The sequence below is a fragment of the Bacillus sp. JZ109 genome (genome assembly GCF_053903135.1).
Genome location: NZ_CP096388.1, coordinates 3,259,216 through 3,285,897, shown reverse-complemented (window position 1 = coordinate 3,285,897; position 26,682 = coordinate 3,259,216). Strand labels below are relative to the sequence as shown.

Below are 26,682 nucleotides of genomic sequence, written 5' to 3'. Positions count from 1 at the left end.
CGGAATAATCATGACCATGAAAGGGAAATGTAGTCAAATAGAAGGCATCTCATACGGAAAGGAATGGTTCGATGAAGGAAACAAGCCCGATTCCTCAGCCGAAGACGTTTGGGCCGCTCGGCAATTTGCCTTTAATCGATAAAGACAAGCCGACGCTTTCGCTGATCAAACTGGCGGAAGAACAGGGCCCGATTTTTCAAATCCATACACCCGCGGGCACGACCATTGTAGTGTCCGGCCACGAATTGGTGAAAGAGGTTTGTGATGAAGAACGGTTTGATAAAAGCATTGAAGGCGCCTTGGAAAAGGTTCGCGCATTTTCCGGTGACGGATTGTTTACGAGCTGGACGCATGAGCCTAACTGGAGAAAAGCGCACAACATTCTGATGCCGACGTTCAGCCAGCGGGCCATGAAGGACTATCATGAGAAAATGGTCGATATCGCTGTTCAGCTCATTCAAAAATGGGCAAGGCTCAACCCGAATGAAGCAGTCGATGTCCCGGGAGATATGACCCGGCTGACGCTCGACACCATTGGGCTATGCGGGTTTAACTACCGCTTTAACAGTTACTACAGAGAAACGCCCCACCCGTTTATCAACAGCATGGTGCGGGCGCTGGATGAAGCGATGCATCAAATGCAGCGGCTTGATGTTCAAGATAAGCTTATGGTCAGAACAAAGCGGCAATTCCGCCATGATATTCAAACGATGTTTTCTTTAGTCGACAGCATTATTGCAGAGCGCAGATCGAATGGAGACCAGGATGAAAAAGATTTGCTCGCCCGCATGCTGAATGTGGAAGATCCGGAAACGGGTGAAAAGCTCGACGACGAAAATATCCGTTTTCAGATCATCACGTTTTTGATTGCCGGCCATGAAACAACGAGCGGCCTGCTTTCCTTTGCGACCTACTTTTTATTGAAGCACCCTGACAAACTGAAAAAGGCGTATGAAGAGGTCGATCGGGTGCTGACAGATGCAGCGCCGAGCTATAAACAAGTGCTGGAGCTTACATACATACGGATGATTTTAAATGAATCACTGCGCTTATGGCCGACAGCTCCGGCTTTCAGCCTTTATCCAAAAGAAGACACAGTCATTGGCGGGAAATTTCCGATCACGACGAAAGACAGAATTTCTGTGCTGATTCCGCAGCTTCATCGTGATCGAGACGCTTGGGGAAAGGACGCCGAGGAATTCCGGCCGGAACGGTTTGAGCATCAGGACCAAGTGCCTCATCATGCGTACAAACCATTCGGAAATGGACAACGGGCCTGTATCGGCATGCAGTTTGCCCTTCATGAAGCCACACTTGTGCTGGGCATGATTTTAAAATATTTCACGCTGATTGATCATGAGAATTATGAGCTTGATATCAAACAAACCTTAACACTTAAGCCGGGCGATTTTCACATCAGGGTTCAAAGCCGTCATCAGGAAGCCATTCATGCGGACGTTCAGGCAGTTGAAAAAGCCGCGTCTGATGAGCAAAAGGAGAAAACGGAAGCAAAGGGCGCATCGGTCATCGGCCTTAACAACCGCCCGCTTCTCGTGCTGTACGGCTCAGATACCGGCACTGCAGAAGGCGTCGCCCGGGAGCTTGCTGATACTGCCAGTCTTCACGGCGTAAGGACAGAGACAGCACCTCTGAACGACCGGATTGGAAAGCTGCCGAAAGAGGGAGCGGTTGTCATTGTGACCTCGTCTTATAATGGAAAACCGCCAAGCAATGCCGGACAGTTCGTGCAGTGGCTTCAAGAAATCAAACCGGGTGAGCTTGAGGGCGTCCATTACGCGGTATTTGGCTGCGGCGACCACAACTGGGCGAGCACGTATCAATACGTGCCGAGATTCATTGATGAGCAGCTTGCAGAAAAAGGCGCGACTCGGTTTTCTGGGCGCGGGGAAGGAGATGTCAGCGGTGATTTTGAAGGGCAGCTTGACGAGTGGAAAAAAAGCATGTGGGCGGACGCCATCAAAGCATTCGGACTTGAGCTTAATGAAAACGCTGATAAGGAACGAAGCACGCTGAGCCTTCAGTTTGTCAGAGGGCTGGGCGAGTCTCCGCTCGCTAGATCGTACGAAGCCTCTCACGCATCCATTGCCGAAAATCGTGAACTCCAGTCCGCAGACAGCGATCGAAGCACTCGCCATATCGAAATTACATTGCCGCCGGATGTTGAATATCAAGAGGGCGACCATCTTGGCGTATTGCCAAAAAACAGCCAAACCAATGTCAGTCGGATTCTCCACAGATTCGGCCTGAAGGGAACCGACCAAGTGACATTGTCGGCAAGCGGCCACAGTGCGGGGCATCTGCCATTGGGCCGGCCTGTCAGCCTGCATGATCTTCTCAGCTACAGCGTCGAGGTGCAGGAAGCAGCCACAAGAGCGCAAATACGTGAACTGGCGGCATTTACAGTGTGTCCGCCGCATAGGCGCGAATTAGAAGAACTGTCAGCAGAGGGTGTTTATCAGGAGCAAATATTGAAAAAACGAATTTCCATGCTGGATCTGCTTGAAAAGTATGAAGCGTGCGACATGCCGTTTGAACGATTTTTAGAGCTTTTACGTCCGTTAAAACCGAGATATTATTCAATTTCAAGCTCTCCAAGAGTGAATCCGCGGCAAGCATCGATCACAGTCGGTGTCGTGCGCGGCCCTGCGTGGAGCGGCCGTGGCGAATACAGGGGCGTGGCTTCAAATGATTTAGCTGAGCGCCAAGCCGGTGATGATCTCGTGATGTTTGTCCGCACACCGGAATCTCGGTTTCAGCTTCCAGAAGACCCTGAAACGCCAATCATTATGGTCGGACCTGGCACGGGAGTCGCGCCATTCCGCGGTTTCCTTCAAGCCCGCGAAGTTTTAAAGCGGGAGGGGAAAACGCTCGGTGAAGCTCATCTCTATTTTGGATGCAGAAACGATCGTGATTTTATATACCGCGATGAGCTTGAGCAGTTTGAAAAAGACGGAATCGTCACTGTCCACACAGCCTTTTCCCGTAAAGAAGGCATGCCGAAAACGTATGTCCAGCATGTCATGGCTGACCATGCAGAAACGTTAATATCGATCCTTGACCGCGGAGGCAGGCTTTATGTATGCGGTGACGGCAGCAAAATGGCCCCGGATGTGGAGGCGGCACTGCAAAAGGCGTATCAGTCTGTTCATGGCACCGGGGAGCAAGAAGCGCAAAACTGGCTGAGACATCTGCAGGATACCGGTATGTACGCTAAGGATGTCTGGGCAGGGATATAGATAAAGAAGACTGGAGACATCCAGTCTTTTTTGTCCTTTAGAAAAAATGGTGATCGCGCTAAACATTGATGCATACAATAACTTCAGTCCGCCGGAAGGGCGGGCTGTCTGCAAAACCTATTTTTCGTTTTTGCTAGTTTATGTTATTCTTATACTCGGTATCTATTTCTTTTTTCAAAGGCACACATGACAAAAGAAATCCTTTTTTTATTTCTGAGAAAAAAATGTGAAACGAAATGAAGGTTTCTTTCGTCCAGTGATTGGTTTCCAAATGGTTGTAATAAAAATGATATGGTGCGAAACATAAATATTCCGGCTTGCCGCGGTGTATTTATTGTTGTGTGATGCCTTGATTTTGTTTGGAAAGAAGGAATTGGAAGGCAGGATATAAAGAGCAGGTAAATATGAATGAAGAACTTAAAGTGTTTAAGAAAGTAGAGGTTGCCATGAAGAAACTTTTTTCTTACAAACTTAGCTTTTTTGTGCTGGCTGTTATACTGTTTTGGGCAAAAACGTATTTATCCTACAAGACTGAGTTTAATCTTGGGGTAAAAGGCACAACTCAGGAGATCCTCCTGATATTTAACCCATTCTCAAGCGCCGTCTTCTTTTTAGGACTGGCTTTGCTGGCGAAAGGGCGTAAATCAGCCATTATTATGCTGATTATCGATTTCTTGATGACATTTGTGTTATATGCAAATATTTTATTCTATCGTTTCTTTGACGATTTCTTGACGTTCCCGAACATTAAACAGTCCGGAAACGTTGGAAACATGGGAGACGGGATTTTCAGTATCATGGCCGGTCATGATATTTTCTATTTCTTAGATATTATCATTTTGATTGCGGTATTGATCTGGAGACCTGAATTAAAAGAATACAAAATGAAAAAACGCTTTGCGTCTTTAGTGATCCTTTCTGGGATCGCACTGTTTTTCATCAACCTGCACTATGCGGAAAAAGACCGTCCGCAGCTGCTGACAAGAACGTTTGACCGCAATTATATCGTGAAGTATTTAGGTCTGTACAACTACACCATTTATGACGGTGTGCAGACGGCTCAAACAGAAACGCAACGGGCCTATGCAAGCAGCGATGATTTAACAAGCGTCGAGAATTACACGACGTCTCATTATGCGAAACCAAACGCCGAGTACTTCGGCTCTGCCAAAGGCAAAAATATCATTAAAATTCACCTCGAAAGCTTCCAGTCATTCCTGATTGACTACAAGCTAAACGGTGAAGAGGTGACGCCTTTCTTAAATAAACTTGCGCACGGCGGGGAAGATGTGACGTATTTTGATAACTTCTTCCATCAGACAGGCCAGGGAAAAACATCTGATGCCGAGCTGACAATGGATAACTCGATCTTCGGTCTTCCTGAAGGCTCCGCGTTTGTGACGAAAGGCGAAAACACTTACCAATCGCTTCCTGCGATTTTAGACCAGAAGGAAGGCTATACAAGCGCCGTCCTGCATGGTGATTACAAATCGTTCTGGAACCGTGACCAGATTTACAAACATATCGGATATGACAAGTTCTTCGACGCAAGCACGTATGATATGTCAGATGAAAATGTGATTAACATGGGACTTAAGGATAAGCCGTTCTTTACAGAATCGATTCCAAAGCTTGAGTCTCTTAAACAGCCGTTTTACGCGCATTTGATTACTTTGACAAACCATTATCCGTTTAACCTGGATGAAAAAGACGCGTCTCTTAAAAAAGCGACAACTGGCGATAACACAGTTGACAGCTACTTCCAGACAGCGCGTTACCTTGACGAAGCGCTTGAGCAATTCTTCAAGGAGCTGAAGGAAGCCGGCCTGTATGACAACTCAGTCATCATGATTTACGGTGACCATAACGGTATTTCTGAAAACCATAACCGAGCGATGAAAGAGATTCTTGGAAAAGAGATCACAGATTATCAAAACGCACAGAACCAGCGTGTGCCGCTGATGATCCGCGTTCCTGGCAAAAAAGGCGGAGTGAACCATACGTATGGCGGCGAAATTGACGTCATGCCGACACTTCTGCACTTAGAAGGAATTGATTCTCAGAAATACATCAACTTTGGTACTGACTTATTCTCTAAAGACCACGACGATACAGTGGCATTCAGAAACGGAGACTTCGTAACGCCGAAGTACACATCAGTCGACAATGTCATTTATGATACGAAGACTGGTGAAAAACTGAAAGCGAATGAAGAAACGAAGAATCTGAAAACAAGAGTGAACCAGCAGCTGAGCCTTTCAGACAGTGTCCTGTACAAAGACTTGCTGAGGTTCCATAAACTAAATGATTTCAAAGCCGTTGATCCGTCAGACTATCATTACGGCAAGGAGAAAGAAATCAAATAAGATGAAAAAGAGCCTTGAGCGGGCGCATTGCCTTCGCTCAAGGCTCTTTTTTTTGGTTATACAACCAACTTGAAAAAATAGATTCCATTTGGTCACCAAGGCTGGCTTTCTCTCATATCATTACAGTAGATTTTGAAACCGGTATTGAAATCGGACAAATTATCGGGGAAATGCCTTGATAGATTGTGAAGATGTACCAGGTTTCGAACTCAATATTCATAGAGATGAGGGGTAGAGATGAAAGCGGTCATTCTCTGCGGCGGAAAAGGAACGAGAATGAGTGAAGTCACGAATGACATTCCTAAACCGCTCGCCATGATAGGCGGCAAACCGATTCTATGGCATATTATGAAAATTTATCAGTACTACGGAGTAAACGAGTTTATTCTGCTGTTGGGCTATAAAGGAGAAAAAATCAAGGAATACTTTCTCGACTATGAATGGAAGCACAACAGCCTGACACTCGACAGCTCTACGGGAGAGGTACAGATCCTGGGGCAGCCTGAAACGTGGAAAATTACGTTTTTGGAGACTGGGGAAGATACGCTGACAGCCGGAAGAATCTTGCAGGCGAAAGACTATATCGGTGATGAAACATTTCTGCTCACCTATGGGGACGGGCTGGCCAATATCAATCTTTTCCATCTCATCAGCTATCATCAGACAAAAGGTGTTGCCGCGACTGTCACCGGCATTGACAAAGTCTCGCAGTTTGGCACCTTGACGGTTGAGGACGGCATGGCGAAAACATTTTCTGAGAAGACATCAAGTGACGGAATCATCAACGGCGGATTCTTCGTTCTCAGTCCAAAGGTTTTCGAGTATTTGCCGAAGGACGGGAACGCGATGTTCGAAGATGAACCGCTGAAGAACCTTGCCAAAGACGGGGAGCTTGCTGTGTACCGCCATTATGGATTTTGGACGGCCATCGATACGTATAAAAATCTCTTAGAAGTCAACAAAATGTGGAATCAAGGACAACAAGTATGGAAGGTATGGTGAATCGATTTGAGTTTCTGGAAAAATAAAAACGTATTTGTCACGGGATGCACAGGTCTTTTAGGAAGCTATTTGGTGAAAGAGCTGATCGATCAGGGCGCAAATGTTACGGGGCTTGTCAGGGATCATGTGCCTCAATCCAATCTTTATCAGGGAGAACATATCAAGAAAATGAATATCGTGCGGGGCTCTCTTGAGGACTTGGCTGTGATTGAACGCGCGCTTGGCGAGTATGAGATCGACACTGTCTTTCATCTCGCTGCACAAGCGATTGTCGGCGTAGCAAACCGCAACCCGATTTCTACCTTTGAAGCGAATATCCTCGGTACCTGGAATATTCTCGAAGCCTGCCGCAAGCATCCGTTAATTAAGCGGGTCATTGTCGCTTCAAGTGATAAAGCTTACGGCGATCAAGAAAACCTTCCATACGATGAAAACATGCCGCTGCAAGGCAAGCACCCGTACGACGTCTCAAAAAGCTGTGCAGATCTGATCAGCCACACCTATTTTCACACGTACGGGCTTCCGGTCTGCATTACGCGCTGTGGAAACTTATACGGCGGCGGAGATTTGAACTTCAATCGCATCATTCCTCAGACGATTCAGCTTGTGCTGAACGGGGAAGCGCCGGAAATCCGAAGCGACGGCACATTTGTACGGGACTATTTCTATATTGAAGACGCCGTTCAGGCTTATCTGCTTCTTGCAGAAAAAATGGAAGAAAACAATCTTGCCGGAGAGGCCTTTAACTTCAGCAATGAGATCCAGCTGACCGTACTTGAACTGGTAGAGAAAATATTAAAGAAAATGAACAGTAATCTGAAACCTAAGGTGCTGAATCAGGGAAGCAATGAAATCAAACATCAATATTTATCCGCGGAAAAAGCAAGAAAGCTGCTGAATTGGACACCGGCCTACACCATTGATGAGGGACTTGAAAAAACGATTGAGTGGTATACGGAATTCTTCAAAAAGTAATGTGAAACGAGGTGAACAAGACTGTGACCAGCGCGTATTGCACCGTTTTATCAAAAGGAAGATTATATCAGGCAGTCGCTTTGTTTAAGTCGTTAGAGCTAGTTGATCAAGACAGTCCCATTTTTATACTTTGCATGGATGAAGATACGCACCGCGTGTTACAGAAGCTGAAGATGAAGCAGCTGAACCTTGTGCCGGTGGCCGCTCTTGAAAATGAATTGCTATTGAAGCTGAAGGAAACTAGAGATCAAAGTGAGTATTGCTGGACGATGAAGCCGATCTTTCTGCAAGCTGTGCTGAACAGCAATCCCGGGCTGGAGCGTGTGACGTATATTGACGGGGATCTCTTTTTCTATGCAGATCCATCGCCGATTTTTGAAAACCAGCCGGACTGCTCGGTGCTGCTTTCACGGGGGGATATTGTAATCCCTTCTTTTGAGAAAGAGCAGATTGACATGCTGCAGCGTCTTTTAGGCAGATATAATTCCGGGTTTATCAGCTTCAAGCATGATGATGCAGGCACGGATTGCTTGGAGTGGTGGAAGGAACGCTGTCTTGAGGAATGCAAAAATGCACCGGGTGAAGGAAAATTCGGTGATCAGGGCTATTTGGATTATATGTCTGAGCTGTTTCCGAATGTGTGTGACATTACAACACCCGGCGTGAACATCGGGCATTGGAATTATGGGCAGCATACGTTTTCCTGGAAAGATGGCCGGATCGTGCTGGAGGATGGCAGTCCGCTGATCTTTTATCATTTCAGCGGATACCGAATCGTCAGCATCAATGAAATCAAACAGATTCATGAAACAACCCGCACAGATCTGCCGTTTGTGCATGAACTGTATCAAGAGACACTGCCGCATATCATTCAGCACATCAAAACGTTAGACCCTGAATTTAACGGTTTTGCTTCAAAAGATGACAACAAATAAATGAGTAAATACAGGAAGTGAAAATGAAGTGAAAGCAAGCGTTATTATTCCTGCATATAATTCGAAGGAGCGTCTTTACAACAGCCTTCTGTCATTAAACCAGCAGGAGTGCGATGAAGAATTCGAAGTCATTGTAGCGGACAATGGCTCTGAGGACGGGACGCTCTCGATGCTTGAGTCATTTCAAGCTGATTTTCCGCTGATCTTTACACGGATTAAAGAAAACAGGGGCATTGCGTACGGACGAAATCAGGCGCTTCGCAATGCCAGAGGAGACATCCTGATTTTCCATGACAGCGATATGCTTGCGGCAAAGGACCTTGTGGCAAAACATATTAAAGCCCATGAGAACGAAGAGAATCTCGTCGTGTGCGGGTTGTTTTGGAAACGGATCTACAGTTTTTATTATGAACGGTTTGAAGAAGAACATAAGGAACAGCTCGCAAAGCTCACAGGTGAAATGCCGAAGAAAGACAAACAAAAGCTGCTGGAGGAGGCGGACATCAAAAACGGAAGCTTTCTTGATAAAAGCTTTGACCTCGATACCGACTTTATAGACGTGCTCAAGAAGATTTTAGATGAGTACGGCGATGACTTGAAAGGCTATCATATGCCATGGCGCTTTTTTATCACGAATAATTCCTCTGTGAAACGCAAGCATGTGGTTGACCTCGGTTTATTTGACGAAGGCATTGTGCGGTACGGGTTTGAGGATTATGACCTCGGGATCAGGCTTCATCAGGCCGGATTGACCTTCAGGCTTCGCCGCGATATTGTCAGTGTTCATCAGGAGCATCCAAGCAATTGTAAATCTGTAGATGATATTCGGGCCAACATTGCCTATATGTGCGATAAATACAATAACATCCGCTCTTTAGACGTCCATCTCGCTTTTAACGGGCCGTTCCCGCCTGACATGACGAACAGAATCATGACTGATATTCAAAAGCTGCTGGAGTCTCAGAAATATGATATGCTGCTGAATCTGTTTCTTGAGCTTCTGCATGTTGTTAAAGAGCGCAACATTGATCCAGATTGGCGAAAGAAAGCCCCAAGGGTGACGGCAAAAAGCTTTGATTTACAAACTGTCCGCAAGCTTCTGCCAAAAGCGAAGAAAAAGCTAGGCGTAAACGATTTCGCCAACGCACTGTATGCGCTTGTCAACGATTTGCTGCACGTGGATCTTAGATCATTGGATGTGGTATAAGTGAGTACATTTCATTTTTCAACGATAGTGTCAAGGACACATATCTTTAAGCTCATGCCTATGATTCATTCTCTCCATGAGCATTGCGATGATTTTCATTTATTTGTGCTGTGTGTCGACCAGAAAGCGTATGAATTGCTTCAGCACGTGCCATGGGAGCATGTAACCTTTGTGCAGCTGCATGAAATGGAAGACCCGGAGCTGTTGAAAGCGAAAAGCAACAGAACGTTTCATGAATATTGCTGGACGTTAAAGCCCGCCTTTTTGTTTCATGTGATGAGCAAGTGGGATGACGCTGAGTACTTTGCCCATATGGATACGGATCTATTTTTCTTTTCTGATCCGGCGCGTATTTTTGCAGAAAACCCAACGGCGTCTCTGTATTTGACTGATCATCGTAATTCGCCGCGCTTCATGTCCTACTACGACCGAACCGGACGCTTTAATACAGGCTTTGTCGGTGCCGGTAATACAAAGGAAGCATATGAAGCGGTGTGGCAGTGGAGACAGGACTGTATTGAATTTTGCACGGTCGAAATGGATACGGAACGAAAGACATACGGTGATCAAAGATATGTGGAGAAATGGCCGGCGCAGTTTAAAGGTGTTCATGTTGTCAAATCAATAGGAGCCAATACAGCGCTTTGGAATATCGAAAACTATAAGGTCGGGCAAAAGGACGGCCGCGTGTATATAGATGAAACGCCGCTGATTTTCTATCATTTCTCTGGGTTTACACTGGTGACAGAAAAAGAGTTTAATCTTTGCTGGTACTATCGGATTGAAGACGAAGCGACAATTGAGATGATTTATATGCCGTATATATTAAATCTGAAAAGATGGATTGATGAAATACAGTCGGCGTTTCCGGACTTTGCGGATGGCTTTATCCCGAAGCACGCAGTGCCTGACACTCATTTTATCCAGCTGGATTAAAAAACCCCTGCCGCCTGGCAGGGGTTTTTTCAGCTATGCCATTCTCTCAGCTTCTGGTCACTTGGCAATAGGAAGGCAAGGATGCCGAGAACAGGGAGAAAGGCAATGGCGATCATCGTCGGGGTCAGTCCCGCTGCGTCAATCAGAGCGCCCAGCGCCACAGCGCCGATCGCGCCCATCCCGAAGGCAAGCCCGACGGTTAAACCGGACATTGTGCCGATTTTTCCAGGAACTAGCTCCTGTGCGTAGACGACCGTTACAGAAAAGCTCGACATCAGAACCAAGCCAATCAATGCGAGCACGCCATAGGCGAGAACCGGGCCGGCAAATGGCAGCACAATCGCCAGCGGCGCCGAGCATAACAGCGAACCGAGGATAACGAAGCGTTTTCCAAAACGGTCTGCAAGCGGGCCGCCGAGAAACGTGCCGATTGCACCGAACAGCAAGAAGACAAAAATATAGCTTTGTGCCTGCTGAATGCTTACGTGATAGGTATCCATCGCGTAAAACGTGTAAAAGTTACCGATCGCACTCGTATACCAAGAACGAGCAAAAATGAGAAATATAATAATAATAAGAGCAGATACAACAGATTTGGTGATGGCCGTGTTTTCAGCCGTTTTCTTTTGTTTGCCTGATTTCTGGGCAAGGCTGCCGAGACGTGAGGCGTACCATTTCGCAATATACATGAGAAACATAACAGCAAGCGCGGCGACAAGCGTGAACCAAACAGCGCCGAATTGCCCGAGCGGTACAAGGATCAGCGCGGTGATCAGCGGCGCCATCGCCTGGCCTGAGTTTCCGCCCACCTGATAAATCGACTGGGCGAGCCCGCGTTTTGTGCCGGCGGCCATATACGCCACACGGGAGCCCTCCGGGTGGAAAATGGCCGAGCCTAATCCAATGAAAAACACACAGCATAAGATCGTTATGAATGACGGGGCAAATGCAAGGCCTAAAATGCCAAGCATGCTAGCGGTCAAACCGACTGGCAGCGCATACGGCCGCGGCCGTTTATCGGTATACCAGCCGACAACAGGCTGCATGACGGATGACACCATGTTTAATGTGAAAGCGATGATGCCGAGCTGTGTAAACGTCAGGCTCATGGAGCGTTCCAAAATAGGGAACATGGCCGGAATCACAGCCTGAAGCGAATCGTTGAGCATATGGCAAATTCCGATAATAATCAAAATCGGATACACCGTGGTGCCTGGTTTTTGAACTGTTTTTTCTTTTAACGGGGCGGCGATAGCCAATTGAGTCTCCTCCTTACATATATAACCAAAGCATACCACCATATTATTCATAAGGTGAAGAATTTATCAAGAGGAAAAAAGATTCTTATGAAAGAAATACCGTCAGCCTGATTAGGAGCTGACGGTATTTTCGATATTCAAAATGTGATATAGCTCTTCAAGCTTACGAATCTCATAGGTTGGTATGATCTCTGGCACATTCGGCTTCATGTCAGGGTTCATCCAACAAGTGTCAAGTCCGGCGAGCTGTCCGCCTTTGATATCAGCAGTCAGTGAATCCCCAATGATTAATGTGTGCTCTGCTGAAAATTGAGGAATCCGTTCAAATACGTAATCGAAATATTCCTTCATCGGCTTTTGGAAGCCTGTGTCTTCAGAAACGAAAATGTCCTTGAAGAATGGAAATAATCCTGAATCACGGAGACGCTTATATTGTGTGTTAGACACGCCGTTTGTCACGATGTACAAATCAAACTGTTGCTGCAGATTTGAGATGAGATCAAATGCACCGTCAATAAGCTGATGTCCTTCTTCAAGAAAGCGGCGGTATTTTTGCTCAAGCAAAGCGCCGTCCGCTTCGTAACCGTACTCCTTGAGCAAAGCGGAAAAACGCGTGTTTACGACTTCATCCCGTGTCATCTTACCTTCTTCAAAGGCTCTCCAGAGACCTTGATTGATGGTTTTATACTGCGCCTTCATGTCATTTGTTAAAGGAATGTTCTGATCTTCAAACAGCAAACGGAGGGCTAAAGCTTCTGCCGCTTGAAAATCAAGGATGGTATCATCTACATCAAATAATAAAGTGCGGTATCGTTTCATCTGTGTGTCTCCCTTTCTCATATGTATTCAAAGTATAGCACATAAAAAAAGGAAAAAGCCGGCGGGTGAGGCACCGCCGGCTGAAAAGAGATTATTTGTTTAATAAGCTGTGTTTTCTCGAATATAGGAAGTAAACCAGTGTTCCGACAGCGATCCAGATGACAAATGAAAGCCATGTGACGCCGGGAAGGCTGTACATGAACCAGAGGCAGATGCCTGCGCTGATAATCGGCACAACCGGAACGAACGGCACTCTGAAGGACGCCTTGATTTCAGGATGTTTCTTTCTTAGCACAATGACAGCAATAGATATGACTGTAAACGCGGCAAGTGTTCCCATGTTCACCAGATGGGCCAGCGTTCCGAGGTTAATAAAGCCGGCGATTCCCGCTGCAACGATCCCTGTCAGCCATGTGTTGCGGAACGGGGTTTTAAATGACGGATGAACCTTTGCGAACAATCCAGGCAGAAGGCCGTCTCTGCTCATGGCAAATGTCAAGCGGACCTGTGCGTACAGCAAAGCGAGCATCACCGTCGTAATCCCGATAATCGCACCGACAGAAATAATTCCGGCAACAGCGTCCTGTCCGACGAATTTCAGCGCAAAGGATACAGGATCTCCGACATTCAATTTGGCATAAGGCATCATGCCTGTCAGCACAAGCGATACCGCGATGTACAGAACCGTACAGACGGCTAGAGCTGAAATAATGCCGACGGGCATGTTTTTTTGCGGATTTTTCACTTCCTCTGATGCGTTAGAAACCGCGTCAAACCCAAGGTACGCGAAGAATACAGTGGCAGCGCTAAGTATGACGCCTTTCATCCCGAATGGCATAAAAGGAGACCAGTTATCCGGTTTCACATAGCCGATGCCGACAATAATGAACAATAATATGATCGCGATTTTCATCAGTACGATGACGTTGTTAAAGCGTGTGCTTTCCTTGACGCCTCTGCTGACAATCGCAGTGATGAGGAGAATGATCACCGCAGCCGGAAGGTTAAATACGGCGCCCGCCGTGCTTCCCGGCGCTCCTGTCAGTGCAGCCGGAATATGAAGATTAAAGCCGGCAAGCAGTGATTGAAAGTATGAAGACCAGCCGGTGGCAACCGCCGACAGTGCAATGACATATTCAAGCATGAGATCCCATCCGATCAAAAAGGCGAGCAGCTCTCCAAGTGTCACGTATGAGTATGAGTACACGCTTCCCGAAATCGGAATGGAAGACGAAAACTCAGCATAACAGAAAGCAGCCAGCGCACAGGCGAGCCCCGCTAAAATAAACGATATGATGAGGGCGGGACCTGCACCGGTCGCTGCCACTGTTCCTGTAATGACAAAAATCCCTGTACCGATGACACAACCGATACCGAGCAAGGTTAAATCAAATGCGCTTAACGTACGGGCAAGGCTTTTTGACTTGCTCTGCGCACTCAATGTTTCAATCGGTTTTTTTCTAAATAATGAACTCATCAAAAGTTCCTCCTAGAAATATTCAAAATATTCTAATCATTATATGCAGTTCTTGTTGTATTATATTGTCGAAATTTGACGCAGTCAATAAAATATTTTTCTGCTTTAAATGATAGAAGCAAAACAGCGTTGTCGTATCATAGGATAGTAATTTTTACTAATCGTATATTCAATTTTATGCAAGATGAACCGATAGAAAAAATAGATTCGCCCATATTTTGATTTGCGGTTATAAAGGAGATGCTGACCATGTTTCAATATGAAGAGTTGAATAAACAGTTTATCGGCGGGAAATGGCAGGAGGGCAGCAGCCCAAATGTATTGGAAAACAAAAATCCTTATACTCAAAAAACATTCACAACATTCCGTAAAGCGACTGCTGACGATGTAGATGAAGCGTATCGGGCAGCGGCGCTGGCAAAGAAAAAATGGGATGCGGTCAACCCGTTTGAGAAAAGAACCATTTTAGAAAAAGCCGTCACGTATATTGAAGAAAATGAAGAAGCCATTATTTATTTGATTATGGAGGAGCTAGGCGGTACAAGGCTCAAAGCGGCTTTTGAAATCGGACTTGTCAAAAACATCATGAAGGAAGCGGCAACGTTCCCAATCCGCATGGAGGGGAAAATTCTTCCGTCCACAATAGATGGCAAGGAAAACAGATTATATCGCGTGCCGGCAGGCGTTGTCGGTGTCATCAGCCCGTTTAACTTCCCATTCTTTTTATCTATGAAATCAGTGGCGCCTGCACTCGGAGCCGGCAATGGCGTTGTGCTAAAGCCGCATGAGGAAACGCCGATTTGCGGCGGAACATTGATCGCGAAAATTTTTGAGAACGCGGGAATTCCAGCGGGGCTGCTGAATGTTGTTGTCACAGACATTGCTGAAATCGGCGACAGCTTCGTTGAGCATCCAGTGCCGCGGATCATCTCATTTACCGGTTCTACGAAAGTCGGCAGCTACATCGGACAGCTTGCGATGAAGCATTTTAAAAAGCCGCTTCTTGAGCTTGGCGGGAACAGCGCCTTCATCGTACTTGAGGATGCAGATATAGAATATGCGGTCAATGCGGCGGTGTTCAGCCGATTTACACATCAAGGACAGATTTGCATGTCAGCCAACCGCGTGCTAGTTCATTCTTCTATTTATGACAAGTTCCTTGAGCTGTACCAGGCAAAAGTAGAATCGCTGAAAGTCGGCGACCCAATGGATCCTGATACGATTATCGGGCCATTAATCAACAGCAGACAGACGGACGGGCTGATGAAGACTGTTGAGCAAGCAATTGAAGAAGGCGCTGTACCAGTGAAGCTTGGCGGATTTAACGGGACGATCGTGGAACCGACGATCTTAAAAGACGTCAAACCGTTCATGAGCATTGCCAAGGAAGAGCTGTTCGGACCAGTTGTCTCCTTTATGAAGTTTGATTCAGAAGACGAAGCGGTGGATATCGCAAACGAAACCCCGTTTGGCTTGAGCGGTGCTGTACATACGTCAAATCTTGAGCGCGGCGTGGCTTTTGCGAAACGCATTGAAACAGGCATGATTCACGTCAATGACACGACCATCAATGATGAACCGAATGTAGCCTTCGGCGGTGAAAAGCAATCAGGCCTCGGCCGTTTAAACGGTGAGTGGAGCCTCGAAGAATTTACAACGCTGAAATGGATCTCGGTCCAGCACGAAAAACGCAGCTTCCCTTATTAATGAAAAGGAGTGAATGGAATTGACCATAAATACGGAAAAAGAAACCGCAGATATTCTGGACGCATTTATCAAAGTAGCCCCTTATTTAAACAGCCTGGTTCAGGATGATATTACAATCGGCATTTATGATACGGAAAAACTGCTCGTGAATATACCGGCCAAAACCTTTTCGCTGAACGTAAAAGCCGGCGATCCGCTGCAGGAAGGGGATATCATCACAGATGCCATCCGAAGCAATCAGAAGAAGACGAGCATGGTTCCGAAAGAATTGTTCGGCTTCCCATTGATCGCGCGTGCCATCCCGCTGCACGACGAGAATGGAAGAGTCATTGGAGGCGTCGGCCTCGGAACGAGCCTTGAGGAGTCGTCAAAGCTGCATGATGTCGCGGAAAGCTTATCAGCTGTCGTTGAACAAACAGCCGCGGCTATTTCCGACATTTCTGAATCAATTAACGGGTTTTCAACTCAAATGTCGGGCATTTCCTCTCAGGCGAAAAAAGTAAGCGAAAGCGCCGGTGAAATCGCCGATATTTCAGTAACTGTTAAAGGCATCTCTGACCAAAGCAATCTGCTCGGCTTGAACGCCGCGATCGAAGCGGCAAGAGCAGGGGAGTCCGGAAAAGGCTTCTCTGTCGTCGCAGATGAGATCAGAAAGCTAGCAACGCATTCAAAAGAAAATGTCGGCCAAATTGACCAGATTACGAAAAAAATCCACAGCCTGCTGAAAGGGCTGGAGGAATCCATTGAGTCGATTAACCAGCATACAGACGGACAAGCCGCTGCTGTTGAACAAATTTCCGCCACAATGCAGGAGATTTCAGGAAGCGCACAGCATCTTGCAAAAATGGCCGAAAAAGCGCTTGAGGAAGAGTAAAAGACCGGGGACAAATGTCCCCGGTCTTTTTCTATCCTGCATTTCCATGAAATTCGTCTGACGTTTTACTAGTTTTATTCCAGCGGCTGATTTAAAATGTACACATGAACTTACGTGAGGATTGATAGGAACCATGAGCATATTAAAAGCGGAAAATCTTTATAAAACATACGGAGATAAAACATTATTTGACCATATCTCCTTTCATATTGAAGAGAATGAGAGAATCGGATTAATCGGGCCGAACGGAACAGGAAAATCAACGCTGCTGAAAGTGATTGCCGGCTTGGAATCTATCGAAGAAGGAGAAATCACGAAATCTGGAAGCGTGCAGGTCGAATTTCTTCATCAAGACCCGGAGCTGCCTGCGGGGCAAACAGTGCTGGAGCATATCTATTCCGGTGAATCGGCTGTGATGAAAACCTTGCGTGAATATGAAAAAGCGCTGTATGAACTGGGGAAAGATCCCGAAAATGAACAGCGCCAGAAACACCTGCTGGCAGCACAAGCGAAAATGGACGCAAACAATGCATGGGATGCAAACACCTTGGCAAAAACCGTATTGTCTAAGCTGGGCGTCAACGACGTAACAAAACCGGTCAATGAGCTCTCAGGCGGCCAGAAAAAACGGGTAGCCATTGCCAAAAACTTAATTCAGCCCGCTGATCTGCTCATTTTGGACGAGCCGACAAACCATTTGGATAATGAAACGATTGAGTGGCTTGAAGGGTATTTAAGCCAATATCCCGGCGCCGTCATGCTGGTGACGCACGATAGATATTTCTTAAACCGTGTCACCAACCGCATTTATGAGCTTGAAAGAGGCAGCCTCTACACGTACAAAGGCAACTATGAAGTGTTTTTAGAAAAACGCGCGGAACGGGAAGCGCAGGCTGAGCAAAAGGAAACGAAGCGGCAAAACCTGCTGCGCCGCGAGCTGGCCTGGCTCAGACGAGGAGCGAAAGCCCGCTCAACAAAACAAAAGGCGAGAATTGACCGGGTAGAGTCGCTTAAAGAGCAGAAAGGCCCTCAGTCATCAGGTTCACTCGATTTTGCCATTGGCTCGCACCGTCTCGGAAAACAGGTTATTGAAGCGGAGAACGTCATGATCGCTTATGACGGCCGCATGCTCGTCGACCGTTTTAATGAACTTGTCATACCAGGTGAACGGATCGGGATCATCGGGCCGAACGGCATCGGGAAAACAACGCTGTTAAATGCCCTTGCCGGCCGTCATACGCCGGACGGAGGCGATATTACGATCGGACAGACGGTCAGAATCGGCTACTATACTCAGGATCATAGTGAAATGAACGGTGAGTTAAAGGTCATTGACTATATAAAAGAAACGGCGGAGGTCGTAAAAACGGCAGATGGCGATATGATTACAGCTGAACAAATGCTCGAGCGTTTCCTCTTCCCGCGTTCGATGCAGCAGACGTATATCCGCAAGCTGTCCGGCGGGGAAAAACGCCGTTTATACTTGCTTCAGGTTCTCATGCAGGAGCCGAATGTCCTGTTTCTCGATGAGCCGACGAACGATTTGGATACTGAAACATTAAGCGTTCTTGAGGATTATATTGACCAGTTCCCTGGCGTCGTCATCACCGTATCCCATGACCGCTATTTCCTTGACCGCGTCGTCGACCGTTTGATTGTATTTGAAGGAAATGGCGTCATTTCCCGCTTTCAAGGCTCCTATAGCGACTATATGGAGGAGTCAAAAGCGAAAAAAGCGGCCCCAAAACCGACAGCTGAGGAAAAAACGGCTGAAGCCGAGCCGAAGAAAAAACGGAAAAAGCTTTCTTACAAAGACCAGCTGGAATGGGATGGCATCGAAGATAAAATTGCCCAGCTGGAAGAAAAGCATGAGCAGCTCGAAGCTGACATCGCCGCAGCAGGCAGTGATTTTGGCAAAATCCAAGAGCTGATGGCCGAGCAGGCGAAAACTGCTGAAGAGCTTGAGGCTGCGATGGACCGCTGGACAGAATTGTCCCTCATGATCGAAGAACTGGAAAGCTAAAAAGCGCGGCCGCAGCAGGCCGCGCTTTTTTTCACATAATGGACAAAAACGAACCGGCCTGCTTATGTTAGGATAAAATTGTGTGTCAGCGGCACATGGAAAACTAACGGAGATGATGAAGTATGACATGGGCGATCGTGATGTTAATTCTCATGAGTCTGGTGAAAATCGTATTAACCTGTCTTCCTACAGGCGTCATAGAATGGCTGCTCAGCAAATTTGAAGTGCACGCCAAGCTGAGTGGCGAAAATGCGAGTCTCTCTCTAGATGGAAAACGTCTCGAGGGTACAGAGAAGCAGAAAGTGATTGATCAATTTAACGAAGCTGTCTTCCTGGAGAAATATTATATCTATCCAGGTGATGAAGAGCGTTATTTACATCCGGAAAACGGCGGCACGCCGCTGGTGATAGATACAAAAAAAGGAAAAAGAGACGTGAAGCTGTTCGTGTACCGCTACGACGACCATATCGACGTCGTGAAACAGTACAAGAAGAAAGTGATCGCGTATCGAGTGCTTTCTGAAAGCCTTCAAAAAGAGTCTCTGTCAGTGGCGGGAAGTTTAGCTTAAACAGGAAAGTGAAAGACGGGTGCTGTATGCTACTCGTCTTTTTTATTGTTTTTTAAAACTTAACGTTTACGTTAAGGTTCAAAAGGTGTATAATGGTAACAGAAACGGCGAAGGGGGATTTACCTTGGAATGGATGAAGATTGATCAAGTGGCCAAAAGAAGCGGACTGACAAAGCGGACCATCCGGTTTTATGAAGAAATCGGCTTGATTCCGGCGCCGAAACGGACAGACGGCGGCGTAAGGCTTTATTCAGAGGATGATATGGAGGAGCTTGAGAAAGTCATCAGCACAAAAGAGGTGCTCGGTTTTTCCCTTCAGGAGCTTCAGCATTTCATGGAAACCAGCCGCCAGCTAGAGTTAAACAAAGAGGGGTATTTGTTGTCACTGGATCCTAAGGAACGGAAAGAAAAACTGGAGGAAATTCAGGAAACCCTGAATCACCAGCTGAGTTTGATTGATAAGAAAATCCGCACATTCCAAAGCTTTAAAGAACGCCTTCAAGGCATGAAAGGCAAAGCGGAACGCGCCATTCAATCAATCGAATGAAAAGTTTGTTAAACGCTATTTTTGTAGCGTTTCTTTTAATGGAATAAAGATGGAGGTTAGGTCAAATGGATAAGACAACACAAGTGAATCAGAAAACGGGTTTGCTCAGCCAGCCAAAAGCGGTATGGGCTGTCGCATTTGCCTGTGTGATTTCCTTTATGGGAATCGGGCTGGTCGATCCAATTCTTCCGGCCATTGCCGCACAACTACATGCTTCACCTAGTGAAGTATCACTCTTGTTTACAAGTTATTTGCTTGTAACCGGATTTATGATGTTTTTCTCAGGAGCCATTTCCAGCCGCATCGGCGCGAAATGGACATTAATTCTCGGACTTATTTTTATTATTGTGTTTGCGGGGCTTGGCGGCAGTTCAAGCTCAATCGCTCAGTTAGTCGGCTATCGCGGCGGCTGGGGATTAGGGAATGCTTTGTTTATTTCAACAGCACTTGCGGTCATCGTTGGTGTATCAGTCGGAGGAAGCGCCCAAGCGATTATTTTGTATGAAGCTGCGCTCGGTCTTGGGATTTCCGTCGGGCCGCTTGCAGGCGGAGAGCTTGGAAGCATTTCATGGCGCGCACCGTTTTTTGGGGTATCTGTCCTGATGTTTATTGCGTTAATCGCGATTTCTTTCATGCTGCCGAAATTGCCGAAACCGGCGAAACGCGTCGGTGTGTTTGATGCGATGAAGGCGCTCAAATATAAAGGTCTGCTGACGATGGCGGTATCTGCGTTCTTATACAACTTTGGATTTTTTATTTTGCTTGCTTATTCTCCGTTCGTACTGGATTTAGATGAACACGGTCTCGGATATGTCTTCTTTGGCTGGGGTCTTCTGCTGGCTGTTACGTCAGTCTTTACTGCGCCGCTCGTGCACAAAGCGCTGGGCACAGTGCGTTCCTTGGTTGTTCTCTTTATCGCCTTTGCAGTCATTCTCATGATCATGGGGATCTGGACAGAGCATCAGACATTGATTATTACATGTATCGTTGTCGCTGGTGCTGTCCTCGGTATGGTGAATACGATCATGACAACCGCTGTGATGGGTTCTGCGCCGGTTGAACGTTCAATCGCGTCTTCAGCCTACAGCTCAGTCCGCTTCATCGGCGGTGCGCTCGCTCCGTGGATTGCGGGAATGCTGTCAGAGCACTTCACCGCAAGCACACCATATACAGTAGGCGGGATCGTCGTTTTTGTCGGCATGCTTGTCCTTCTCATGGGACGTAAACATCTTGCCGGAATTAAGGCGGGTCATTAAAAAGGAATAGTTATTCCTGTCAAGTAGGCAGGAATAAAAAGGTTTTAAACGACCTGAGTCCTATATGTACATGACGGGCTCAGGTCGTTTAATTTCTATTGGAATCACGATATTAAAGTACCTTTTACACGTCTGTAACTATTGCTCCCTTTCAGTTTCCGGGGGCATCGTTCAGGATATTTTTAATCCTGGGCTTCCAATGTTTTCTCCGAAGGCATTCCAATCTTTCCACCACTTATAAAAGCCACCTCTTGAGACTTTCATGACCTCGCATATTCCCCAGCGGCCATCTCTTGTATAATGGGAACTTCAGGATTTACCTACAGGTCTTTTCTTTGGGGATCCTTGGCTTACCTCTTCTTTCCTCTAAAGCAGCTTTTACCCAACAAAGCCTATGGAGGTATTGAATTCCTACGACGATGTTTGTACCTTTCTCTTCTTCATTCAAAATCTCTGTGCCAATCTTTCTCTTAAACGAGATTTCACCATAAGGTTATTCCCTTAAAAACATTAAAAGCTTTTTAAATCAATCTATCTGAAGAAGGGAATTATATCACTCGTGAGGTTCTATTTAATTTTTATAACAAGAGAACGTTCTGGGGGTTTAATGAGTTTATTTAACTATTTTTTCTCTTGTATTTTTATATTTATGGGAAATATATATTGAGGGAGATTACATTTTGTAGTAGAATACTATTGGAAAAAGGAGGTGTAATTAACTGAAAAGGTATATTTTTATTTTTATTTCCATATTATCCATTATAATATTACTATTTTTCATTGATTTAAATCAATCCCAAGGGAGTAAAGTGCTAAGAAAAAAGGGGCAAGAAACAAAAGATTATAAGACTCAACAAGTCGAGTCTTGGGGATTAAGGCTAATTGGGAAGAATGAAAAAATAGAGAAAAAATCCAACATATCTATAGCCATTCTTGATAGTGGAATAGATTCAAATCATGAAGATTTAAAAGGTGTTGTAAAGAAAGAATATAATGCTCTTGAACCTAGTAAAGGTGTTATCGAGGATAAGTTTGGCCACGGAACTGCAGTAGCTGGAATCATAGCTTCTAATGATAATAAGATTGGTACATTAGGAATAGCTCCCTATGCAGATATTTATTCGGTCAAAGTATTGGATGATAAAGGACGTGGTAGTGTAGAGTCTATTGTTAAGGGGATTGAATGGTCAATAGATAATAATGTAGATATTGTTAACATTAGTGTTGGATTGAAAAAAAGTGATCAAAAATTAAAAAGAGTTATAGATGAGGCTAACGAAAAGGGAGTTATTGTAGTAGCTGCTGCTGGAAATAATTATGGATTAAATGCTGATTATCCTGCAAGATATCAAAATGTAATTTCAGTTGGAGCTATAAATAAAAAAATGAAAAGAGCAAAATACTCTGCAAGGGGAAAAATAGATTTTGTTGCTCCAGGTGAAGATATTCTTACAACTTCTCCTAAGGATAATTATATCAATGTTAGTGGAACATCCATGGCAACTCCTTTTGTTAGTGGAGTTATTGCTAATATAATAATGCAAGAACCAGTTAAATATAGTAAAACAAAGAGCCGCTTTACTTCCATTTATAAAACTTTAAAAAAATACTCAACGCTTTATTTATCTGAAAAGTCAGATATGAAATCTTTGGGGAATGGCTTAATTAGTCTAAAAAAGGAGACGAACAATGAAAAAATCAATTAAATTTATAGCGATTTCACTAATATTCGCCATAATTGTATCTATTATCCCTGAAAAAAATGTAGCGAGTGCAGGTGCTGAAACACCAGTAGAGATTACAAATGAAGACCTACAAAGAGCATTGGTGGAAAATGGAGATATAGTGGATCCGGATTCAGTTGAAATAGTTAAAAATAATGAAGACACGATTAAAGCTGAAGTGGACGTCCAAACAGATGATTTCGGAATTGATCAAGATTTAGATGGGAGTGACTCAGAATCACTGATTGATGAAGATTTAGATGAAAGTAGTTCTGAAACAGTAACTGCAGAAGTTGATAAAGAGGACGCGACAGCTATTGTAACATCTGTGGAAAAAGATGAAGATGGAAAAGATATCGAAAAAAAATATGAAGTTGATATCGAAGAAGCTGATGGCGATGATATTGTGGCTACTTTCAAAGACCTTGATACCAATCAAGTTTATGATGTAAATACTAAAGAAGCACAAGCGTCTTTCGCTTTTTTAGTTCCAATTGCTGTTGTAGTTGGTGGCGCTTTAGTTGAGCATTTGGTTGCTGCTTCTTTGGCTATAGTTATAGCGGGTGTAACGTATACTGTTGCTACTAAAGTAAGAAGCAAATTAAAGAAAAAGAAAAAGTACTATTATTATGCTGCGACTCTAAATAAGAATAAAACAAATATGTATATTGGACCAGCACTATCGAAAAAACAAGCAGTTTCTAGACTAAGAAAGGGAGACGTATGGTCAGTTTCTAAAAGCAAAGCAAAAAATGTTGCACAAACTGCGGGCGGTGGAAGAAAACCTGTTGGCCCAGAAATTCATAATAAGAAAGATGGTAAAATAAAGAAGGGTACTTATTATTATCATTACCATACATACAATAGAAAAGGCGGACATTCATTCTATTGATATGGGGGTATGCGGTTGATAATTTTTTCGAAAACAGATAATTAAACGATTTGAAAGTACTAATATTCCATTAGCTCTTAATATTAAACAAGCTAGTCAAGTCTTAATTGATAAATATAATGCAATTGAATTTAATAAAGAAGAAATCGCCGACTTAAAAAAGATCATATAGTTAATTTTAAGAAAATAATAAAATGTTTTGCTATTCAAGACGAAGCTTTATTAAAAAGTTTACGAAGTAAAAGAGAAGAATTTGAAGTTCAGGAAACCATCTCTGAGTCTCGCCATGAAAATATTCAAAGAAGTGAGTACAATAATAATAAGGATTACAGAAGAGCTTTAATGTGGGAATCAATTCAAAATGGTAAAAGAGTAAACAAAATTTTTGAAAGTAAAGATGGTAACTATATTAGTAATTTTACAGTACAAGGTAATGTAGAAAAAATTGAGAAAGAATTAGTGTTTATTAGAGGGATTCTTGAAAAAGAAAAAAATAACTAATCAAAAATTTCAATATTACTTAGATACACTAGTTGACCTAAAATATATTTTAGTAAATAGTTGACAAGGCATTAGTTTTTTGGCACATTTATTTTGCACAATGGATTAATGTCTATTTTATGAATAGTTGATGTCATTAATTTATATTATAGTATTAAAACAGGAAGGAAAAGAGAAAAAATGACTCAATTTTATTACCTAGCTGCAAAAAAACCATTAAAAACAGGTTTTTTTGGTCATACAAAAGCTACAACTAATAAAGGTCATCCAGTAAGGACAGGGCCTGAGGCAGCTGGTATTTATGTTGAAGAAATCGGAAATGTTTCTAATAATCTCACTTTACCTTATCAAGTACAAATTCATGAATATTTAGGCACTTTTGCAATGGACAAACCAGTACCTACAGAGTTAGATTTAAAATGTTTAGAAACGCTCTATCAATACATACACAGCGTCATGAAAAACAGCTTTTCGGTTGAATGGTTCACCGCATGGGCTGATGAGGAAGACTTTGAGCTGTCTGCCAAAAGAGAGCTGACACTTGATGAATTCACATCTCCATTGCAGCTCATTTTAAAAGACAGAGAGCTCCTGAGAATCGTTCAGAAAAAATGGCAGTAAAAAAACCCGCCCTTCAGCAGGCGGGTTTTTTTATAAATTAAAGCACTTTCGTCGTCCAAGACTCGCAGTTCCACGTTTCTGTCGCGATATCCATATAAAAATCTGGCTCATGAGAAATGAGCAGAATGGAACCTTTGTATTCTTTGAGTGCGCGCTTAAGCTCTTCTTTCGCATCGACATCCAAGTGGTTTGTCGGCTCATCGAGCACCAGCAGGTTTGTTTCCGAATTGATCAGCTTGCACAATCTGACTTTCGCTTTTTCGCCCCCGCTTAATACGGAGACGCGGCTTTCGATATGCTTTGTCGTCAGTCCGCATTTCGCCAGAGCGGCCCGGATTTCATACTGCGTATACGAAGGGAATTCGCTCCATACCTCTTCGATGCACGTATTGTTGTTTGTTTCCTTGACCTCTTGCTCAAAATAGCCGGTAAAGAGATGCTCGCCGCGTTCAACCGAGCCTTCAAGCGGCTGGATTTCGCCAAGCAGGCTTTTCAGCAATGTCGTTTTTCCGATCCCGTTCGCGCCGTAAAGGGCGATTTTTTGGCCGCGCTCCATGCGGAGGTTCAGCGGACGTGACAGCGGGGAATCGTAACCGATCACCAGATCCTTCGTTTCAAAAATCAGCTTGCCTGACGTTCTCGCCGGCTTGAAGTGGAATTCCGGTTTTGGCTTTTCTGCCGCCAGCTCAATCATATCCATCTTATCGAGTTTCTTTTGGCGGGACATCGCCATGTTTCTTGTGCTGACGCGGGCTTTGTTGCGGGCAACGAAATCCTTCAGCTCTGCGACTTCCTGCTGCTGCTTTTTGTACGCCGCTTCAAGCTGCTGTTTCTTCACCTCGTAGACTTCCATAAACTGATGGTAGTCGCCGACATAGCGTGTCAGCTCTTGATTTTCTACGTGATAAATCAGGTTGATGACGCTGTTTAAGAACGGAATGTCATGGGAAATCAAGATGAACGCGTTCTCGTATTCCTGCAGGTAGCGTTTCAGCCATTCAATATGCTGCTCATCAAGATAGTTGGTCGGCTCATCAAGAAGCAGAATTTCCGGCTTTTCAAGGAGAAGCTTGGCGAGAAGAACCTTGGTGCGCTGTCCGCCGCTCAAATCAGTGACATCACGCTCTAATCCGATATCGCTCAAGCCGAGGCCGCGGGCGATTTCTTCCACCTTGGAATCAATGACATAAAAATCATTGTTTGTCAGCGCGTCTTGAATCACGCCGACTTCTTCAAGAAGCTTTTCGAGCTCATCGGGATCGGCTTCGCCCATTTTGTTGTAAATCTCGTTCATTTCTTCTTCCATCGCAAATAAATAATGGAACGCGTCTTTCAGGACATCACGGATGGATTTTCCTTTTTCCAGCACAGTATGCTGATCGAGATAGCCGACACGGACATTTTTTGACCATTCGACTTTTCCCTCATCAGGTTCAAGCTTTCCGGTAATAATATTCATAAAGGTTGATTTTCCTTCGCCGTTTGCGCCGATCAGCCCGACGTGCTCGCCTTTTAACAGGCGGAAGGAGACGTTATTAAAAATGGCCCGGTCACCGAAGCCGTGGCTTAAATCCTTTACAGATAAAATACTCATGTTTACACCTCTATCGTTTATCAAACACGCAGCATCGGCGTGTATTATTCACCCTTTTGATTATAAAGGAGGAAGCGGAATGTTGAAAGGTATAGGAAAGAAAAAGAAAAATTGCGTTCCGGGCGAGGTTTTGAGATACTA

General features: G+C 44.8%; 20 protein-coding genes and 1 pseudogene. 17 read left to right on the top strand and 4 right to left on the bottom strand.

Going from position 1 to position 26,682, the window contains the following annotated elements; genetic code table 11:
* Positions 1–71 precede the first annotated feature (71 nt).
* The 7 genes from cypD to M1D94_RS17305 all read left to right on the top strand — a co-directional run bounded on the left by cypD (position 72) and on the right by M1D94_RS17305 (position 10,678).
* Positions 72–3,257 (top strand): bifunctional P-450/NADPH--P450 reductase, encoded by a 3,186-nt coding sequence (cypD, locus tag M1D94_RS17335; RefSeq protein WP_167568665.1) that lies wholly within the window; start codon positions 72–74, stop codon positions 3,255–3,257.
* A gap of 446 nt (positions 3,258–3,703) precedes the next feature.
* A complete protein-coding gene (ltaS1, locus tag M1D94_RS17330) occupies positions 3,704–5,623 on the top strand; it encodes a lipoteichoic acid synthase LtaS1 (RefSeq protein ID WP_031315513.1) in 1,920 nt (639 codons plus the stop codon).
* A 237-nt stretch (positions 5,624–5,860) separates the two neighbouring features.
* The gene (locus M1D94_RS17325) at positions 5,861–6,625 is read left to right on the top strand and encodes a glucose-1-phosphate cytidylyltransferase (RefSeq protein WP_041851194.1); all 765 of its coding nucleotides are present in this window, start codon (positions 5,861–5,863) and stop codon (positions 6,623–6,625) included.
* Between the two features lie 6 nt (positions 6,626–6,631).
* On the top strand, positions 6,632–7,600 hold the full coding sequence (locus M1D94_RS17320) for a GDP-mannose 4,6-dehydratase (protein WP_003233783.1): 969 nt from the start codon (positions 6,632–6,634) through the stop codon (positions 7,598–7,600).
* A 23-nt stretch (positions 7,601–7,623) separates the two neighbouring features.
* Positions 7,624–8,535 carry a putative nucleotide-diphospho-sugar transferase gene (locus M1D94_RS17315; protein WP_038829570.1) on the top strand — a complete coding sequence of 304 codons (912 nt, stop codon included), beginning with the start codon at positions 7,624–7,626 and terminating at the stop codon, positions 8,533–8,535.
* Positions 8,536–8,563: 28 nt separating this feature from the next.
* A complete protein-coding gene (locus M1D94_RS17310; RefSeq protein WP_038829569.1) occupies positions 8,564–9,742 on the top strand; it encodes a glycosyltransferase family 2 protein in 1,179 nt (392 codons plus the stop codon).
* Positions 9,743–10,678, top strand: a complete 936-nt coding sequence (locus M1D94_RS17305; protein WP_282627497.1) for a putative nucleotide-diphospho-sugar transferase — start codon at positions 9,743–9,745, stop codon at positions 10,676–10,678.
* Between the two features lie 29 nt (positions 10,679–10,707).
* Here M1D94_RS17305 and M1D94_RS17300 read toward each other — a convergent pair whose 3' ends face one another.
* The 3 genes from M1D94_RS17300 to M1D94_RS17290 form a co-directional block, all read right to left on the bottom strand.
* Complete coding sequence (locus M1D94_RS17300) at positions 10,708–11,937, bottom strand: MFS transporter (protein WP_003243467.1); 1,230 nt, start codon at positions 11,935–11,937, stop codon at positions 10,708–10,710.
* Between the two features lie 111 nt (positions 11,938–12,048).
* Entirely contained in the window at positions 12,049–12,756 is a 708-nt protein-coding gene (locus M1D94_RS17295; protein ID WP_282627496.1) for a YjjG family noncanonical pyrimidine nucleotidase, read from the bottom strand.
* Positions 12,757–12,847: 91 nt separating this feature from the next.
* Positions 12,848–14,233, bottom strand: coding sequence for an amino acid permease (locus M1D94_RS17290; protein ID WP_424935163.1), 1,386 nt, complete (start codon positions 14,231–14,233; stop codon positions 12,848–12,850).
* A 249-nt stretch (positions 14,234–14,482) separates the two neighbouring features.
* Between M1D94_RS17290 and yfmT the strand changes: the two genes are divergently transcribed.
* From yfmT to M1D94_RS17240, 10 genes and pseudogenes are all read left to right on the top strand, one after another.
* Positions 14,483–15,940, top strand: a complete 1,458-nt coding sequence (gene yfmT / locus M1D94_RS17285; RefSeq protein WP_014479141.1) for a benzaldehyde dehydrogenase — start codon at positions 14,483–14,485, stop codon at positions 15,938–15,940.
* A gap of 13 nt (positions 15,941–15,953) precedes the next feature.
* On the top strand, positions 15,954–16,814 hold the full coding sequence (locus tag M1D94_RS17280; RefSeq protein ID WP_003233767.1) for a methyl-accepting chemotaxis protein: 861 nt from the start codon (positions 15,954–15,956) through the stop codon (positions 16,812–16,814).
* 133 nt (positions 16,815–16,947) lie between these two features.
* Positions 16,948–18,837: an ABC-F family ATP-binding cassette domain-containing protein gene (locus tag M1D94_RS17275; RefSeq protein ID WP_128441441.1), complete on the top strand. Its 1,890-nt coding sequence runs from the start codon at positions 16,948–16,950 to the stop codon at positions 18,835–18,837.
* A 122-nt stretch (positions 18,838–18,959) separates the two neighbouring features.
* The gene (locus M1D94_RS17270) at positions 18,960–19,406 is read left to right on the top strand and encodes a YfmQ family protein (protein WP_032726672.1); all 447 of its coding nucleotides are present in this window, start codon (positions 18,960–18,962) and stop codon (positions 19,404–19,406) included.
* 124 nt (positions 19,407–19,530) lie between these two features.
* Entirely contained in the window at positions 19,531–19,953 is a 423-nt protein-coding gene (locus tag M1D94_RS17265; protein ID WP_133953933.1) for a MerR family transcriptional regulator, read from the top strand.
* A 65-nt stretch (positions 19,954–20,018) separates the two neighbouring features.
* The gene (locus M1D94_RS17260) at positions 20,019–21,209 is read left to right on the top strand and encodes an MFS transporter (RefSeq protein ID WP_021481228.1); all 1,191 of its coding nucleotides are present in this window, start codon (positions 20,019–20,021) and stop codon (positions 21,207–21,209) included.
* An 809-nt stretch (positions 21,210–22,018) separates the two neighbouring features.
* On the top strand, positions 22,019–22,915 hold the full coding sequence (locus tag M1D94_RS17255; protein WP_180960802.1) for a S8 family peptidase: 897 nt from the start codon (positions 22,019–22,021) through the stop codon (positions 22,913–22,915).
* Positions 22,899–23,825 carry an SAR2788 family putative toxin gene (locus tag M1D94_RS17250; RefSeq protein WP_021481226.1) on the top strand — a complete coding sequence of 309 codons (927 nt, stop codon included), beginning with the start codon at positions 22,899–22,901 and terminating at the stop codon, positions 23,823–23,825. The genes M1D94_RS17255 and M1D94_RS17250 overlap by 17 nt, the downstream gene beginning before the upstream one ends.
* A gap of 342 nt (positions 23,826–24,167) precedes the next feature.
* Positions 24,168–24,326 carry a hypothetical protein gene (locus M1D94_RS17245; RefSeq protein ID WP_021481224.1) on the top strand — a complete coding sequence of 53 codons (159 nt, stop codon included), beginning with the start codon at positions 24,168–24,170 and terminating at the stop codon, positions 24,324–24,326.
* Positions 24,327–24,710: 384 nt separating this feature from the next.
* Positions 24,711–24,864, top strand: a pseudogene (locus M1D94_RS17240) (hypothetical protein).
* Positions 24,865–24,984: 120 nt separating this feature from the next.
* Here M1D94_RS17240 and M1D94_RS17235 read toward each other — a convergent pair.
* Entirely contained in the window at positions 24,985–26,541 is a 1,557-nt protein-coding gene (locus M1D94_RS17235; protein ID WP_021481222.1) for an ABC-F family ATP-binding cassette domain-containing protein, read from the bottom strand.
* Between the last annotated feature and the right edge of the window lie 141 nt (positions 26,542–26,682).